Here is a 16,257-nt window from a genome sequence, read left to right as displayed (position 1 = left end):
TCCTGGCGATGCCGTGGTCCCGCCGCCACATCGGCGGGAACCGGCCAAACTCCGCGACCGGTCCGGGCAATCCCTGGGCCCGAATTCCGAGGTTCTATTCCAATGGTGACCTACATCTTCCGGCGGCTCGTGACTGCCGCCCTCATTCTTCTCGGCGCGTCCTACTTCGTGTATCTCCTGACAGCGGCGTCCGGTGATCCCCTGGAGGAATTCCGCGCCAACCCCTCGCCGCAGAAGCAGCAGCTCATGGACGCGAGGACCGAGCTCCTGCAGCTGGACACCCCGGCACCGCTGCGGTACTTCAAATGGTTCGGCGGCGCAGTCCAGTGCCTCGTTCCGTTCGCCAACTCCTGTGACCTCGGGAAAAACATCGCCGGCCAGCCCATCACCGAGGCCCTCGGCAATGCGCTCATCCAGACCTTGACCCTCGTCACCGCGGCGACGGTGCTCGCCATCCTGATCGGCATCACCCTGGGCATCATCACCGCCCTGCGGCAGTACAGCACTTTGGACTACGGCGTCACGTTCATGGCCTTCCTCTTCTTCTCCCTGCCGATCTTCTGGGTGGCCGTCCTGCTCAAGGAATTCGGCGCCATCGGCTTCAACAACTTCCTGAGAAACCCCGACGTGCCGCTGCCAGCGGCGCTTGGCATCGGCGTCGTCGTCGGCGCAGTGACAGCCGTCGCGGCGGGCGGACCCATGCGGCGCCGGCTGCTGGCCGGCGCCGTCGCCTTCGCCTTCGTCACCGCGGTGCTCATCTACTTCTCCGCCACCGAATGGTTCAAGACGCCGGGCCTGGGGCCCGTGGTCATCGCCATCGCCGGTGCGGGCATCGCCTTCGCCGTGACCCTGCTCTCCGCCGGGCTGAAGAACCGCAAGGCCCTTCAGTCGGCCCTCATCGCCGTCGGCGTCGGCGTCGTGCTGTACTTCCTCCTTCAGCCGCTGCTCAACGAGGCCACGTTCGTGATGATCGTGGTGCTGGCGATCGCCTTTGTCCTGATCGGCATGGGCATCGGCTACCTGATGGGAGGCTATGACCGCGGGCAGTCCATGCGCGCCGCGGCCATCACCTCGTTCCTGGTCGGTTTCCTGATCCTGCTGGACCGCTACATGCAGGCATGGCCCAGCTACTTCAACAACAGCCGTGTGCGCGGCCGGCCGATCGCGACTATCGGTGCCAGCACGCCGAACATCCAGGGCGACTTCTGGGTCCTGGGCCTCGACTCCTTTACCCACCTGATCCTGCCCACCCTGGCCCTGATCCTCATTTCGCTGGCCAGCTACACGCGGTTCACCCGGGCCTCGATGCTCGAAATCATGAACATGGACTACATCCGCACGGCGCGGGCCAAGGGCCTGAGCGAGCGGACCGTCATCATGCGCCACGCGTTCCGCAACGCCCTGATCCCGATCGCCACGATCGTGGCGTTCGACATAGGGGCACTGATCGGCGGCGCCGTCATCACCGAAACCGTCTTCTCGGTCCGCGGCATGGGATTCCTCTTCCTGGACGGGATCGCGCACGTCGATCCCAACCCCGTCATGGGCGTCTTCATCTGCGTGGCCATCACGGCCATGGTCTTCAACCTCATCGCGGACCTCGCCTACTCCGCACTGGATCCGCGCGTAAGGGTAAAAGCATGAGCCAGCCAAGCCAGCAGGAAGAAATCATGGCCGAAGACGCCTCCCGGATCTCAGCCGCGGCCGGAATCGAGCCGGTCCTCGAAGCCAAGGGCCTCAGCCAGGGCCAAATCGTCCGGAAACGGTTCCTCGGACATTCCGGCGCCATCATCGGCCTCATCGTCTTCGCCTTCATCTTTGTCCTGGCCTTCACCTCCGTGGGCTACCTGGGAATCCCCGGCTGGTGGAAGTACACCCACACGCAAGTCTCGCCCCTGGTCAACGGCGGCGAACCCACCTCCTCGTTGTGGCCGCTGGCGTGGGGCGAACATCCGTTCGGCCAGGACCGGATCGGCCGCGATCTCTTCGCCATGACCATGCGCGGCGCGCAGCAGTCCATCACCATCATGATCGTGATCGGCCTCATCGCCGGCCTGATCGGCGTGGTGGTCGGTGCCATCTCCGGGTACTTCCGCGGCTGGGCCGAGGCCATCCTGATGCGCCTGACCGACGTCATCATCATCATTCCCGCCCTGCTGCTGGCGGCCGTCATGGCGCAGCTCGCCGGCCGCCGGGACCAGGGGAGCTGGTTCGCTTCGTTCGCCAGCACCAACGGCGTGCTGGCCCTCGGAATCTTCCTGGGCCTGATCAGCTGGGTCGCCCTGGCCCGCCTGATGCGCGGCGAATTCCTGTCCCTGCGCGAACGCGAGTTCGTCGATGCAGCCCGGATTTCCGGCGCCAGCAATGCCAGGATCATCTTCAAGCACATCCTGCCCAACGCCGTCGGCGTGCTGATCGTGAACGTGACCCTGACAATGTCCGCCGCGATCCTCACGGAAACGGCGCTGAGCTACCTCGGAGTCGGCGTCAAGGCCCCGGACACGTCCCTGGGCCTGCTCATCTCGCAGAACCAGCAGGCCTTCGCCACCAGGCCCTGGCTCTTCTGGTTCCCGGGCCTGTTCATCGTGCTCATCTGCCTCAGCATCAACTTCATCGGCGACGGCCTGCGGGACGCCTTTGACCCGCGGCAGAAGAAGTTCAATGCCAAGAAGGCCAAGGATCACGGCGGTCCCGCGGTGCAGGCAAGCGCCGCCACCGGCCTCGACAGGCCTGAGCCCGAGGAATTCCGGCCCGACGGACCCGGACACGACGGACCGTGGCACGACGGACCATCCGACGGGACACGGGACCAGTAATGTCGGCCCCGTGCAGGTGCCGGCTAGCTGGCGGTGACAGCCACGTAGCTGGCCGCCAGGAGCAGTACGACGGCGCCAATCGCCACCCAGCGGACGGTGACGGTTACGGCGGTGGTGGAGGCGTCGCCGGCGGCGAGCTGCCCGCCTTCCACCAGCTCATGCCACCGGCCCCGCACCAGCATGGCGGCCTGGCCGGAGTCCGTGGTCTTCAGATCGCCCGGGCGGACCGACTTGCCGGGACCGTAAGTGGTTGCCGGCAGGCCGTGGAGGTCTTCCGGCCTGGCGTGGCGCCCGCCCCAGATGCCGGGGGCGGGCGCGGCCCAGGACGTGTAGCTCTTCTCGGCGGTGACCAGCGTGAGAGCAAAGCGGGTATCGACGTGCACCAGCGCTGCCCACGGGACCTCAATGGAGCGGAACGGATTCTCCAGGGTGACGCCGGCGTCGTGGACTACAACGGACGGCATCCAGAACAGTTGCCAGCCCATGAAGGCAATGAAGGCCAGCGGGGCGATGCCACCCAGCGCCCCCGGCCCTGCCATGACAACCGTGACCACGACACCGAACGCGGCCACCGCCCAGGACAGCCACGCGAACCATTTGTTGGTTCGTGGTTTGAAGACTTCAACATTTCCGGCGTGCGGCGCAGAGCTCATGCCCCCAATAATTCAGTATTCCGAGCCGCAGTACTAATCCCCGGTGCACCGGCGGCCCGGGCGGAAGGATAGCCCATCATGACTGACTTCATCACCCTCGATCCGCCGGCCTCACCCGTGCCTGGCAAAGGCGAAACCGTCCTGGAAGTCCGGGACCTCAGCGTGGATTTCGGCGTGGACAAAAAATGGGTCCCGGCCGCGATCGGCCTGAACTACGAGGTCCGGGCCGGCGAAGTTCTCGCCATCGTGGGGGAGTCCGGGTCCGGAAAGAGCGCCAGTTCAATGGCGCTGCTGGGCCTGCTGCCCAGTAACAGCCGTGTGACTGGAAGTGTCAAGCTCGGCGGCCGTGAACTGCTGGGGAGCAATGAAACCAATATCCGTGCCGTGCGCGGCAAGGACGTCGCGGTGATCTTCCAGGAGCCGATGACGGCCTTGAACCCGGTCTACACCGTGGGGTCGCAGATCGTGGAAACTGTGCGCCTGCACAATGAGGTTTCGCCGGAAGAAGCCCGACTCCGGGCCCTGCGCATGCTGGATCTTGTCGAACTGCCCGATCCGGAGAAGGCCTTCCGGTCTTACCCGCACCAGCTTTCCGGCGGCCAGCGCCAGCGCGCCATGATCGCCCAGTCGCTCTCCTGCGACCCGAAGCTGCTCATTGCCGATGAGCCGACCACGGCCCTCGACGTGACAGTCCAGGCCGAAATCCTTGACCTCATGCGCAACCTGCGGAACAAACTGGACAGTGCCATTGTGCTCATCACTCACGACATGGGGGTGGTGGCCGACCTCGCCGACCGGATCGCCGTCATGCGCAAGGGCCTCATCGTGGAGACGGGGACGGCAGCGCAGATTTTCCACAACCCGCAGCACGAGTACACCAAGGCGCTGCTGGCTGCGGTCCCGCACCTGGGCCAGGGTGGCGCGGATTCCGCGGCGGACGTAGACGTCACCGCCGCTCTCGCCGCCGCGACCCACGTCGAGATCCTTTCCATTCCGGAAGAGGAGCTGATCCGGCGGGAGCGCGAAAATGCCGCCGCCCTGGCCGCAGCAGAAGCGGCCAAGCCGAAGGGCGAACCGGTCCTGGAGCTCAGCGATGTCGCCATCGATTACCCGAAGCAGGGCCGGGTGCCGGCCTTCCGTGCCGTGGAAGGGGCCAACCTGGTCATCTATCCCGGACAGGTGGTCGGCCTCGTCGGCGAGTCGGGTTCCGGCAAGACCACCATCGGCCGGGCCGCCGTCGGCCTGCTGCCCGTGGCGGCGGGTACCATGCGGGTGGTCGGGCAGGACATTTCCGCTGCCAAGAAGAACGGCCGCCAGCTCCGCGAGATGCGCCGGCACGTTGGCATGGTGTTCCAGGATCCCTCGTCGTCCCTGAACCCCAGGCTGCCCATCGGGGAAAGCATCGGGGAGCCGATGTTCCTGTCGGGGACCGCGAAGGGCGCCGAACTGCAGCGGCGCATTGAGGCGCTCCTGGACCAGGTTGAGCTGCCTCGGGACTACCGCAACCGCTACCCGCACGAGCTCTCCGGCGGGCAGAAGCAGCGCGTGGGGATCGCGCGTGCCCTCTCCCTCAAGCCGAAGCTGATGGTCGCCGACGAGCCCACTTCCGCCCTCGACGTCTCTGTCCAGGCCAAGGTGCTCGATCTGTTCCAGAACCTGCAGAGGGAACTGGGGTTCGCCTGCCTGTTCGTCACCCATGACCTTGCGGTGGTGGACGTGCTCGCGGACCGGATCTGTGTCATGCAGCGCGGCAGGATCGTGGAGCAGGGGACCCGGGACCAGATCCTCCGCAACCCCCAGGAGCCGTACACGCAGCGGCTCCTGGCGGCGGTTCCGCTGCCGGATCCGGACAAGCAGCGCGAGCGTCGCGAACTGCGCGCGCAGCTGCTCTCAGGGGCCAGCTGAAGCTTACCGGAGGGTTCAAACAGGGGCGAAAAGCCGCCGCATTCCAGTTAATCGCGGGTAACCCGGGTCACAAAGCGGGCGAATAATACCAGCCAGTAGCGTGTGACCTGAAATACATCGCGCTTGACGTTAACCGTCATGAGATTGTCGGATCACGGTTTGGCAACGGAGTTCCAACATTTGGACATTTAAGGGCTAGGCTACTTCCATATGTAGGCCACGTCACAGGGGATACCCCTGTGCCTGCTTACGGGGAAGCATAAGTTTTTCCCTCACGAACTCCCACAACTCATAGGAGGCGGAATGCGTTTTTCGCGCACTTCCAAAGCACTGGGCATGGTGGCTATCGCCGCCCTCGCCCTGACCGGATGCGGTGCCAGCGGCTCTGCAACCGGTAGCGGCAGTACCGGCGGAGACACCAGCAAAGTGATCTTCGCCGACGGCTCCGAACCCCAGCGTCCCCTCATGCCGGCCGACACCAACGAAGTTGGCGGCGGCAAGGTCATCGACATGATCTTCGCGGGCCTGGTCAGCTACGACCCCAGCGGCAAGCCGGTCAACGAACTCGCCGAGTCCATCGAGGGCAAGGACGGCCAGCACTTCACCATCAAGGTCAAGAAGGACCAGAAGTTCACGAACGGCGAGGCCATCACGGCCAAGTCCTTCGTCGATTCCTGGAACTTCGGCGCCGCAGCCAAGAACGCCCAGCTCAGCGGCGGCTTCTTCGAAAGCATCAAGGGCTACGACGAAGCCAGCGCAGAAGGCTCCACGGTCGAGACCATGTCCGGCCTGAAGGTCGTTGACGACCAGACGTTCACCGTTGAACTGAAGCAGCCGGAATCTGACTGGCCGCTTCGCCTGGGCTACACCGCGTTTGTTCCGGTTCCCTCCGGCGCCCTGAAGGACCCGAAGGGCTTCGGCGAGAAGCCGGTCGGCAACGGCCCGTACAAGCTGGCGGACGGCGGCTGGCAGCACAATGTGCAGATCCAGCTCGTTCCGAACCCGGACTACAGCGGCCCGCGCAAGGCCAAGAACGCCGGTGTGACCTTCAAGATCTACCAGAACGACGACTCCGCCTACCAGGCCCTGCTGTCCAACGACCTGGACATCCTGCAGACCATCCCGACCAGCGCGCTGAAGAACTTCAAGTCTGACCTTGGCGAGCGCACCATCAACAAGCCGTACGCAGGCAACCAGACCATCGCCATCCCGGAATACCTGCCGGAGTGGAGCGGTGAGGCCGGCAAGCTTCGTCGCCAGGCGATCTCCATGGCGATCAACCGCGAGGAAATCACCAAGGTGATCTTCAACGGCGCACGCCAGCCTGCCAAGGACTTCACGGCCCCCGTGCTTGACGGCTACAGCGATTCGATCGCCGGTGCCGACAACCTCAAGTTCGACGCAGCCAAGGCCAAGGAGGCCTGGACCAAGGCCGACGCGATCCAGAAGTGGGACGCCAACACGACCTTCACCATTGCCTACAACGCCGACAAGGGCGGACACAAGGCCTGGGTTGAGGCAGTAGTCAACCAGCTCAAGAACACGCTCGGCATCAAGGTTGAAGGCAAGCCGTACGCCACCTTCAAGGAAGCCCGCAACGACGCCACCGCCAAGACCCTCACCGGCTCCATCCGTGCCGGCTGGCAGGCAGACTACCCGTCGCTGTACAACTTCCTCGGCCCGATCTACAAGACCGGTGCCGGCTCCAACGACGCTAACTACGCCAACCCGACGTTCGACAAGGCCATCTCCGACGGCCTGAACGCCGCGACGGTCGGCGAGGGCAACAAGGCCATGAACAAGGCCCAGGAGATCCTCCTGACGGACCTGCCGGCCATCCCCCTGTGGTACCAGGTTGCCCAGGGCGGCTGGAGCGACAAGGTCACCAACGTCGACTACGGCTGGGACGGCGTCCCGCTGTACTACAACGTAACCGGTAAGTAACAACAAAACGACGGCGGGGGCCGCCCATACTGGGGCCTCCGCCGTCGTCGTGTTTTCCCACCATTTATTTTCTTGATGCCCGGCTCTTCGGGCGAACTTTTCGCAGCCCTGCCGCCGTGAATGAACCGGCGCCGGCCTGCATCCATAGTGAAAAGGTTCTTTGATGAACAACTCCGCCGCATCCCTGGACAGGATGCCTGCCAACGAGGGTGTGACTCGCTGATGTCGACATACATCCTCAAGCGTTTCCTGCAACTGATTCCCGTCTTCCTGGGCGCAACACTGCTGGTCTACTTCCTGGTCTTCAGCCTGCCCGGCGATCCCATCGTGGCACTGTTCGGCGACAAGCCGGTGAACGAGGCCGTGGCAGCCAAGCTGCGGGCGCAGTACCACCTGGACCAGCCGTTCTGGATGCAATACCTGCTTTACCTCAAGAGCATCTTCACGTTCGACCTCGGCCAGGACTTCTCCGGACGCCCCATCGCCGCCGTGCTCGGTGAGGTCTTCCCCGTCACAGCCCGGCTGGCCATCATGGCGCTGATCTTCGAGGCAGTTTTCGGCATCGTCTTCGGCCTCATCGCCGGCCTGCGCAAAGGCAAGTTCTTTGACGCCACTGTCCTGGTGGCGTCCCTGATCGTGATCGGCATCCCGATCTTCGTCCTGGGCTTCCTGCTGCAGTTCACCATCGGCGTCCAGCTGGGCTGGGCCAAGCCGACCGTCAGCTCCGCGGCGACCGTCCAGGACCTCATCCTGCCGGCGATCGTGCTGGGACTGGGATCCTTCGCCTATGTCCTGCGCCTGACCCGCACGTCGGTCATCGAAAACATGAACGCCGACTATGTGCGCACCGCCACGGCCAAGGGCCTCTCCCGGTTCCAGGTGGTCCGCGTCCACATCCTGCGCAACTCCCTGATTCCCGTCATTACCTTTCTGGGCGCCGACCTCGGTGCCCTGATGGGCGGCGCAATCGTCACGGAAGGCATCTTCAACGTTCCGGGCGTCGGCAACCGGCTCTACCGGGCCGTACTGTCCGGCGAAGGGCCCACGGTGGTCTCGATCGTCACCGTCCTGGTGCTGATCTACTGCCTCTCCAACCTGCTCGTTGACCTGCTTTACGGCTGGCTTGACCCGAGGATCCGTTATGACTCCTGATAACACCACCACCGCACGGCACACCTCCCTCCGCCCGGCCCGCCGGACCGAGCACTTCGTGGCCGATGTCTCCGAGACCCCGCTCCAGGTGACGGACCGGGTCAAGGACGAAGCCGCACCGCTGAGCCTGTGGGGCGAGGCCTGGAAGAACCTGCGCAAGCAGCCGCTCTTCCTCATCTCCGCACTCCTGATCCTGGTGGTCGTGGCGGTCTCCCTCTTCCCCGGACTCTTCTCCCCGATCGACCCGGGCTCGGAGGCGTGCCAGCTGGCCAACTCCGACGCCGGCCCCGCCGCGGGCCACCCCCTGGGCTTCACCCAGCAGGGCTGCGACGTCTACGCCCGCGTCATCTTCGGCACGCGGTCCTCGGTGACCGTGGGCCTCTTCACCACCATCGGGGTGCTGCTGATCGGCGGCATCATGGGGGCCGTGGCCGGTTATTACGGCGGCTGGATCGACTCCGTCCTGGCCCGCATCAATGACATCTTCTTCGCCCTGCCCCTGATCCTGGGCGCGATCGTGCTCATGCAGCTGCCGATGTTCCGGACGAACCGGACCGTGTGGACGCTGGTGCTCATCCTGGTGGCCTTCGGCTGGCCGCAAATCGCGCGCATCACCCGCGGTGCGGTGATCGAGGTCCGCAACGCCGACTTCGTCACGGCCGCCCGGTCGCTCGGCGTCTCGAAGTTCGGCGCCCTCATGCGCCACGTGATGCCGAACTCGCTGGCCCCGATCATCGTCGTGGCCACCATCTCCCTGGGCACGTTCATCGTGGCCGAATCCACGCTGTCCTTCCTCGGCATCGGGCTGCCGCCCAGCGTCATGTCCTGGGGCAACGACATCCAGGCGGCGCAGGCCTCGCTCCGGTCCAACCCGATGCCGCTGCTCTACCCGGCAATCGCGCTGTCCATCACCGTCCTGAGCTTCATCATGCTGGGCGATGCCCTGCGTGATGCGCTCGATCCCAAAGCCCGCAAGCGATGAAAGGGGACACCATGAGCACTTCTGTTGACTTCCAGGAAGCTGAGTACGCCACTGAGCGCCCGCTGCTTGAAATCAAGGACCTGGCCATCGGGTTCACCACCAGCAACGGCGAGGTCAACGCCGTCCGCAACGCCCGCCTCACCGTCATGCCGGGCGAAACCGTCGCGATTGTGGGCGAGTCGGGCTCCGGCAAGTCCACCACCGCGCTGGCCGCCATCGGCCTGCTCCCGGGCAACGGGCGCGTCGCTGCAGGCCAGATCCTGTTCGATGGCGAAGACATCTCCAACGCCAGCGAAAAGCGGATGATCGAACTTCGCGGCAACAGCATCGGCATGGTCCCGCAGGACCCGATGTCCAACCTCAACCCGGTGTGGAAGATCGGCGACCAGGTCCGCGAAACGCTCAAGGCCAACGGACTCCCGAGCGGCCCGGACGACGTCGCAAAGGTCCTGTCCCAGGCCGGGCTGCCCGACGCCGGCAGCCGCGCCAAGCAGTACCCCCACGAGTTCTCCGGCGGCATGCGCCAGCGCGCACTGATCGCGATCGGGCTCGCCTGCCAGCCGCGCCTGCTCATCGCGGACGAGCCCACCTCGGCGCTCGACGTCACCGTGCAGCGCCAGATCCTCGATCACCTGGACAAGATGACCACGGAACTGGGCACCGCGGTGCTGCTGATCACGCACGACCTCGGCCTCGCCGCCGAGCGCGCCGACCAGGTGGTGGTCATGTACCGCGGCCAGGTTGTCGAGTCCGGACCCTCGCTGGAGCTGCTGCAGAACCCGCAGCACCCGTACACCCAGCGGCTGGTCGCCTCGGCGCCGTCGCTGGCGTCCCGGCGCATCCAGGCCGCCAAGGAACTCGGCGTGGAGACCGACGACATGCTCGCCCCGAGCGAGACCGGCGTGGTTGAGCCGGCCAAGTCCGACGACGTCCTGCAGATCCAGAACCTCAGGAAGGTCTTCAAGCTGCGTTCTGGCCTGGGCAAGTCCACGGACTTCACCGCCGTCGACGACGTCTCCTTCAGCGTCAAGCGGGGAACCACGACGGCGATCGTGGGGGAGTCGGGATCCGGCAAGTCCACGGTGGCGCAGATGGTCCTGAACCTCCTCACGCCGACCTCCGGCAAGATCATCTTCGACGGCGTGGACACCTCCACGCTGAACAGCAAGGAGATCTTCGCCTTCAGGCGCCGGGTGCAGCCGATCTTCCAGGACCCCTACGGTTCACTGGACCCGATGTACAACATCTTCCGGACCATCGAGGAACCGCTGCGGACCCACAAGATCGGGGACAAGGCCAGCCGCGAGAAGAAGGTCCGGGAGCTGCTGGACCAGGTGGCGCTGCCGCAGTCCACCATGCAGCGGTACCCGAATGAGCTCTCCGGCGGCCAGCGCCAGCGTGTCGCGATCGCCCGCGCCCTGGCCCTGGACCCCGAAGTGATCATCTGCGACGAGGCCGTCTCGGCACTGGATGTGCTGGTGCAGGCGCAGGTGCTGAACCTGCTCGCCGAACTGCAGTCCAGGCTCGGCCTGACCTACCTGTTCATCACCCACGACCTCGCGGTGGTCCGGCAGATCGCGGACCACGTGTGCGTCATGGAGAAGGGCAAGCTCGTGGAGACGGGCTCCACGGACGACGTCTTCGAGTCGCCGCAGCAGGACTACACCCGGGCGCTGCTCAACGCCATCCCCGGCGCGGGCCTCATGCTGCCGCCGGAGGTGGAAGTGGCCTGAGCGGCCACTTTACCTAGGGCTTGAACAAGTCCGCCGGTAGCAGCACAGGAGCCGGTGTCCGCCCGTTGGGGCGGGCACCGGCTCCTTTTTGCTGTGGTGTGCAGGGTTGCTGTGGTGTGCTGTCCGGCGCTAGCGGGACAAGCCGGCGAGCATGCCGGGCTCTGCGTAGTCGAACCCCATGGACTCCAGCCGCTGGCCGAAAACGGCGCCCAGGGCCGCGTGGCCCTGCCGGTTCAGGTGAACCCCGTCCGCCATTGAACCCGTGAGGTTGTACCGGGTGAGCCAGTCGCCCGCGCTGACGAACGGCAGCCCGTGCCGGTCCGCCACCCTCCCCAGAAGCGCGTCCACCTCGGACCGGCGTCCACCGCCGTAGTGGACGCCGCGGGCGAGCGTGCCGACCATGAGCACCCGGGCCGCCGGATAGCGCTGCTGGATGCTGGCGATCAGCCGCTCGGCGTTGGCGACGATCTGCGCGTTCGAGGCGCCGCGCGCGGCGTCGTTCCCGCCGCCTTCGATCACTACGAGGGGAGGGGTGCCGTACGGGAGTTTCCAATCGCCGCGCTGGAGCGCATCGACGTAGTTGCCGGTCTTGCCGTTCGATGCCACGTAGCCGGTGCCGCCCCGGCCGCAGAAGAAGACCTTGTACCCGGCAGCTGCCAGACCCTGCCTGGGCCAACCGTAGGACGGTTCCGATTGTGAGTCGCCAATAAGCACGGCGACATTGCTGGTGTCCTTGACTATGATCTCGTTGCGGCCGTTGGCAGGGTTGCGGTAGGTCGAGCCGCTCGGCAGATCGGCCGGGTCGATAGTGGACCCGATGCGGGTCTTCGCCGCGGCCCCTGCCGCGACCGGCACGCCGGCGCCGTTAGCCGTTCCGGCCTGGCTGGCGGTCAGTGGCACGCCCGCAGAGCCCGCGTCGGAAGATCCGCCGTCGGACGATCCGCCGTCGGAAGAACCTGCGTCGTACGCAGGTGAAAAAGTGGCCTGCCCACAGCCGCCAAGAACTACGCCTACGGCGATCATCGTTGCGACAAAGCGGGACAGGGCCGAGGCGTTTCGCATGAATGTCTCCGGGCTTGCTTGCTGCTATCAGAGCAATGATGGTGCATGGGCGCCGGAAAATCCAGTGACTTTACTCACAGGTAATAAACCACTTCCGTGCGCCCGTCCCGCTCCTGGGGCGGTGCGGCGGCCGGCCGCCGCTTCGCATTTTAGGCCAATAAATGACCTAGCGTTTAGAATGGTAGTAGGTGCCCTGTGCCAAAGGGACTTATCCGTCGTGCGTTCCGGTTGGAAATGTCGCGATACCACAGCTGACTTCACCACTGAATCGAGCAATAACGCATGTCTGAAACCACCACCAACACCGCGGTAGCCACTGCATCGCGCAGTGACCTGCGCAACGTCGCGATCGTGGCCCACGTTGACCACGGCAAGACCACGCTGGTCGACGCCATGCTCAAGCAGACCAACTCCTTTGCCGAGCACAACCACCTCGAAGACCGCGTCATGGACTCCGGTGACCTGGAACGCGAAAAGGGCATCACCATCCTGGCCAAGAACACCACGGTGGCCTACAACGGTCCGTCCTCCAAGGGCGAGACCATCACCATCAACGTCATCGACACCCCCGGCCACGCCGACTTCGGTGGCGAGGTCGAGCGCGGCCTGTCGATGGTCGACGGCGTCGTCCTCCTCGTCGATGCCTCTGAGGGCCCGCTGCCCCAGACCCGCTTCGTGCTGCGCAAGGCCCTCGCCGCGCACCTGCCGGTGATCCTCCTGGTCAACAAGACCGACCGCCCCGACGCGCGGATCGAAGAAGTTGTCCATGAGTCCATGGACCTGCTCCTGGGCCTGGCCTCCGACCTCGCCGACGAAGTTCCGGACCTCGACCTGGACAAGATCCTCAATGTTCCGGTTGTTTACGCCGCAGCCAAGGTCGGCCGCGCGTCCCTCGAACAGCCCGCAGACGGTTCAGCCCCGGAAAACGAGGACCTCGAGCCGCTCTTCCAGGCCATCATCGAGCACATCCCGGCCCCGACCTACAACCCGAACGGTGTCCTGCAGGCGCACGTCACCAACTTGGATGCCTCCCCGTTCCTCGGCCGCCTCGCGCTGCTTCGCATCTACAACGGCACCCTGCGCAAGGGCCAGACCGTCGCCTGGGCACGTGCCAACGGTGAGCTGAAGAACGTCAAGATCACCGAGCTGCTGGCCACGAAGGCACTCGACCGTGTCCCCGCGGAATCCGCCGGCCCCGGCGAAATCGTTGCTGTTGCCGGCATCGAGGAAATCACCATCGGCGAGACCCTCACCGACGCCGAGAACCCGCAGCCGCTGCCGCTGATCACTGTTGACGACCCGGCCATCTCCATGACCATCGGTATCAACACCTCGCCGCTGGCCGGCAAGGTCAAGGGCGCCAAGGTCACGGCCCGCCAGGTCAAGGACCGCCTCGACAAGGAACTGATCGGTAACGTCTCCATCAAGGTTCTCCCCACCGAGCGTCCCGACGCTTGGGAAGTCCAGGGCCGTGGAGAGCTCGCGCTGGCCATCCTGGTCGAGCAGATGCGCCGTGAAGGCTTCGAACTGACCGTAGGCAAGCCGCAGGTCGTCACCCGGACCGTCGACGGCAAGGTCCACGAGCCGATGGAACACATGACCATCGACGTGCCCGAAGAGTACCTCGGCGCCGTCACCCAGCTGATGGCTGCCCGCAAGGGCCGCATGACCAACATGGCCAACCACGGCACCGGCTGGTGCCGCATGGAGTTCATCGTTCCGGCCCGTGGCCTGATCGGGTTCCGCACCAAGTTCCTCACGGACACCCGCGGCGCCGGCATCGCCGCCTCCATCTCCGAAGGCTACGAGCCGTGGGCCGGCCCGATCGAGTACCGCACCAACGGTTCGATGATCGCCGACCGCGCCGGTGTTGTGACCCCGTTCGCCATGATCAACCTGCAGGAACGTGGCTCCTTCTTCGTCAAGCCCACGTCCGAGGTCTACGAAGGCATGATCGTGGGCGAGAACTCCCGCGCCGACGACATGGACGTCAACATCACGAAGGAAAAGAAGCTCACCAACATGCGTGCAGCCTCCTCGGACACCTTCGAGAACCTGACGCCGCCGCGCGACCTGACCCTCGAAGAGTCCCTCGAATTCGCCCGCGAAGACGAATGCGTTGAGGTTACCCCGGATTCAATCCGCATCCGCAAGGTCATCCTGGACACCAACGAGCGTGCCAAGGCCAACCGCGCCCGCGCCAAGGTCTAATCCCGGTCTCCGGGCTTCGGCTGCAACGTGACTAAGAGAGCTGCCGGTACGGCAGGCGGCATTGCCGCCGCCGTACCGGCAGCTCTTTTTGTTGCCCTGGCCGGAACCGCCCTGCACCGCCACGATCTGGTCCTGAACGGCGTGGACGTCCCGTGGGGAGCCGTCGCGGCGCTCGTGCTGCTGGGCTCGGTCCAGGTGTGGCTCGGGGCGGCGTTCCGTTCAGTCGTCCCGACGGCAGTATGCGGGGTCATCTGTTATGCGCTGACAGGGTGGTGGTCCACCTTGGAAACAGGCAAGCGCCTGGTCATCGGCGACACCGCGGGCAATGTCTGGGTCTTCGGCATCGCAGGCATCACCGTGGCCATGCTCGCCTGGTGCCGGCGGTACCGGCGCCCGCCCGGCTAGGACCGGGCCCGCCCTGCCTCCTACGCGGGACATGCCCATTTTTCGTTCGCTCAATTGGGCACAATGGCATCATGTCCGGCGCAGGGCCGGCCCGCGGGACATGTCCAGCGCTCATCTATGGGCCTGTCCACTCCCACCCACGGCTCGGGGACATGCCCGTTTTTTGTTCGCTTGAGCGGGCACAATGGCATCGCGTCCGGCGCAGGGCCCGTGCGCGGGACATGTCCAGTCCTCGCTCCTGCCCGGGTTGCCGCAGCCCTGGCCCCGCCCGCGCAGTTTTCCACATAGCGCGGGATCCGACTGCACGGGCGCAGTGTGCGGCTCCACCATGGGTGAATGGCCAACATTATCGAGGTGCTCTCGAAGTACGACGGCGTCGCCCGCGCCAAATACATTGCCGCGGCGGGGGTCTCCGATTTTCAGCTCAAGTCGGCGATGGCCGCGGGATCGGTGTCCCGTGTAGCCCGCGGTGTCTATGCCTTGCCCGGTGCGGACGCACAGCTGATCTCTATTCGCTCACTGCCGGCGGAGCCTGCTTGTATCACCGCTGCCCACTTCAGCGGGCTGTGGGTCCTCGAAGGCCCGGCCCAGCCGCACATAGCCCTCACCCACAGCAGGAGTTACCAGGGCTTCATCTGTCACCGGGCTTCCGTTCCGCCGACGCTCCTGGACACAGTCGTCCAATGCCTGCGCTGCTTGCCTGAACCTGACGGGCTGATCATCGCCGAGTCCGCCGTCGTGCTGAAGGGACTCCCGTTGGGTTTGTTGCGCCAGCGGCTCGATGGCCGGAACGACTCCCGGGAGCGCCGGATCGTGTCGGCGATCGTCCCACAGTCACAGTCGGTCATTGAATGCCTGGCCCGGTTCCTTCTGCGGCGTGCCGGCTTTCATGTTGAATCGCAGGTCAACGTTCCGGGCATGGGACATCTGGACCTGATGGTCGATGGCCGTCTTGGCATTGAGGCTGACGGGGCCGGGTTCCACATGGATAGGACGAGCTTCGAGGAAGACCGGCGGCGTTGGAACGTTACGACGCGCCGAGGAATACCGACACTGATTGTGACCTACCAGCTGGTGAGGGACCATCCTGAGGATTTCATTACCATGGTCCGGGAAGCGCTGAACAGGCTGTCCGCCGCCGCATAGAGTCGGACGCGAATTCCAAATTCGTGCGCCTTTTCCTGCGCCCTTGCACTGCGATTCTGCGCCTCACCCCAGCGCTGTGACCCTGCTCTGCACCCAGCCACCACTGACTCTGCACCGCACGAAGCCACCACTGGACATGTCCCGTGCTCTGTCGATTCGCCACTGGACATGTCCCTCGCTGGCCCGCGGTGATGAGCATAACGGTGGAATGTGCACGGCCGGCAACGAGGGGAGGACATGTCCACAGG

At 65.3% G+C, this 16,257-nt stretch carries 12 protein-coding genes; 10 read left to right on the top strand and 2 right to left on the bottom strand.

Annotated elements, in window-relative coordinates; all coding sequences use genetic code 11:
* Nucleotides 1-102 precede the first annotated feature (102 nt).
* On the top strand, nucleotides 103-1,644 hold the full coding sequence (locus tag LQV16_RS14750; RefSeq protein WP_229994654.1) for an ABC transporter permease: 1,542 nt from the start codon (nucleotides 103-105) through the stop codon (nucleotides 1,642-1,644).
* A 26-nt stretch (nucleotides 1,645-1,670) separates the two neighbouring features.
* Nucleotides 1,671-2,816 (top strand): ABC transporter permease, encoded by a 1,146-nt coding sequence (locus LQV16_RS14745; protein ID WP_229994668.1) that lies wholly within the window; start codon nucleotides 1,671-1,673, stop codon nucleotides 2,814-2,816.
* A 23-nt stretch (nucleotides 2,817-2,839) separates the two neighbouring features.
* Here LQV16_RS14745 and LQV16_RS14740 read toward each other — a convergent pair whose 3' ends face one another.
* Complete coding sequence (locus LQV16_RS14740; RefSeq protein WP_229994653.1) at nucleotides 2,840-3,469, bottom strand: PH domain-containing protein; 630 nt, start codon at nucleotides 3,467-3,469, stop codon at nucleotides 2,840-2,842.
* Between the two features lie 78 nt (nucleotides 3,470-3,547).
* On the opposite strand from LQV16_RS14740, the gene LQV16_RS14735 reads away from it, so the two are divergent.
* From LQV16_RS14735 to LQV16_RS14715, 5 genes are all read left to right on the top strand, one after another.
* Complete coding sequence (locus LQV16_RS14735) at nucleotides 3,548-5,374, top strand: ABC transporter ATP-binding protein (protein WP_229994652.1); 1,827 nt, start codon at nucleotides 3,548-3,550, stop codon at nucleotides 5,372-5,374.
* Nucleotides 5,375-5,677: 303 nt separating this feature from the next.
* On the top strand, nucleotides 5,678-7,318 hold the full coding sequence (locus LQV16_RS14730) for an ABC transporter substrate-binding protein (protein ID WP_229994651.1): 1,641 nt from the start codon (nucleotides 5,678-5,680) through the stop codon (nucleotides 7,316-7,318).
* Nucleotides 7,319-7,540: 222 nt separating this feature from the next.
* Nucleotides 7,541-8,470 (top strand): ABC transporter permease, encoded by a 930-nt coding sequence (locus LQV16_RS14725; RefSeq protein WP_229994650.1) that lies wholly within the window; start codon nucleotides 7,541-7,543, stop codon nucleotides 8,468-8,470.
* On the top strand, nucleotides 8,460-9,452 hold the full coding sequence (locus LQV16_RS14720) for an ABC transporter permease (RefSeq protein ID WP_229994649.1): 993 nt from the start codon (nucleotides 8,460-8,462) through the stop codon (nucleotides 9,450-9,452). Before LQV16_RS14725 ends, LQV16_RS14720 begins: the two co-directional genes overlap by 11 nt.
* A gap of 11 nt (nucleotides 9,453-9,463) precedes the next feature.
* The gene (locus LQV16_RS14715; protein ID WP_229994648.1) at nucleotides 9,464-11,185 is read left to right on the top strand and encodes an ABC transporter ATP-binding protein; all 1,722 of its coding nucleotides are present in this window, start codon (nucleotides 9,464-9,466) and stop codon (nucleotides 11,183-11,185) included.
* Nucleotides 11,186-11,314: 129 nt separating this feature from the next.
* Here the strand turns inward: LQV16_RS14715 and LQV16_RS14710 are convergent, their stop codons facing one another.
* Entirely contained in the window at nucleotides 11,315-12,247 is a 933-nt protein-coding gene (locus tag LQV16_RS14710; RefSeq protein ID WP_229994647.1) for an SGNH/GDSL hydrolase family protein, read from the bottom strand.
* A gap of 282 nt (nucleotides 12,248-12,529) precedes the next feature.
* On the opposite strand from LQV16_RS14710, the gene typA reads away from it, so the two are divergent.
* The 3 genes from typA to LQV16_RS14695 all read left to right on the top strand — a co-directional run bounded on the left by typA (nucleotide 12,530) and on the right by LQV16_RS14695 (nucleotide 16,009).
* Nucleotides 12,530-14,458: a translational GTPase TypA gene (typA, locus tag LQV16_RS14705; protein WP_229994646.1), complete on the top strand. Its 1,929-nt coding sequence runs from the start codon at nucleotides 12,530-12,532 to the stop codon at nucleotides 14,456-14,458.
* A 27-nt stretch (nucleotides 14,459-14,485) separates the two neighbouring features.
* A complete protein-coding gene (locus tag LQV16_RS14700) occupies nucleotides 14,486-14,863 on the top strand; it encodes a hypothetical protein (RefSeq protein WP_229994645.1) in 378 nt (125 codons plus the stop codon).
* Between the two features lie 336 nt (nucleotides 14,864-15,199).
* Entirely contained in the window at nucleotides 15,200-16,009 is an 810-nt protein-coding gene (locus LQV16_RS14695; protein ID WP_229994644.1) for a type IV toxin-antitoxin system AbiEi family antitoxin domain-containing protein, read from the top strand.
* Nucleotides 16,010-16,257 lie beyond the last annotated feature (248 nt).

This window comes from Arthrobacter sp. Bi26 (assembly GCF_918697925.1).
Classification (GTDB): domain Bacteria; phylum Actinomycetota; class Actinomycetes; order Actinomycetales; family Micrococcaceae; genus Arthrobacter.
Note: the sequence above shows the minus strand (reverse complement) of the source record. Positions and strands in the feature narration are given on the sequence as shown.

Excerpts from the sequence above, each read along its gene's own strand:
- LQV16_RS14750 (WP_229994654.1), top strand. The coding sequence starts at position 103 with ATGGTGACCTACATCTTCCGGCGGCTCGTGACTGCCGCCCTCATTCTT.
- LQV16_RS14745 (WP_229994668.1), top strand. The coding sequence starts at position 1,671 with ATGGCCGAAGACGCCTCCCGGATCTCAGCCGCGGCCGGAATCGAGCCG.
- LQV16_RS14740 (WP_229994653.1), bottom strand. The coding sequence starts at position 3,469 with ATGAGCTCTGCGCCGCACGCCGGAAATGTTGAAGTCTTCAAACCACGA.
- LQV16_RS14735 (WP_229994652.1), top strand. The coding sequence starts at position 3,548 with ATGACTGACTTCATCACCCTCGATCCGCCGGCCTCACCCGTGCCTGGC.
- LQV16_RS14730 (WP_229994651.1), top strand. The coding sequence starts at position 5,678 with ATGCGTTTTTCGCGCACTTCCAAAGCACTGGGCATGGTGGCTATCGCC.
- LQV16_RS14725 (WP_229994650.1), top strand. The coding sequence starts at position 7,541 with ATGTCGACATACATCCTCAAGCGTTTCCTGCAACTGATTCCCGTCTTC.
- LQV16_RS14720 (WP_229994649.1), top strand. The coding sequence starts at position 8,460 with ATGACTCCTGATAACACCACCACCGCACGGCACACCTCCCTCCGCCCG.
- LQV16_RS14715 (WP_229994648.1), top strand. The coding sequence starts at position 9,464 with ATGAGCACTTCTGTTGACTTCCAGGAAGCTGAGTACGCCACTGAGCGC.
- LQV16_RS14710 (WP_229994647.1), bottom strand. The coding sequence starts at position 12,247 with ATGCGAAACGCCTCGGCCCTGTCCCGCTTTGTCGCAACGATGATCGCC.
- typA (WP_229994646.1), top strand. The coding sequence starts at position 12,530 with ATGTCTGAAACCACCACCAACACCGCGGTAGCCACTGCATCGCGCAGT.
- LQV16_RS14695 (WP_229994644.1), top strand. The coding sequence starts at position 15,200 with ATGGCCAACATTATCGAGGTGCTCTCGAAGTACGACGGCGTCGCCCGC.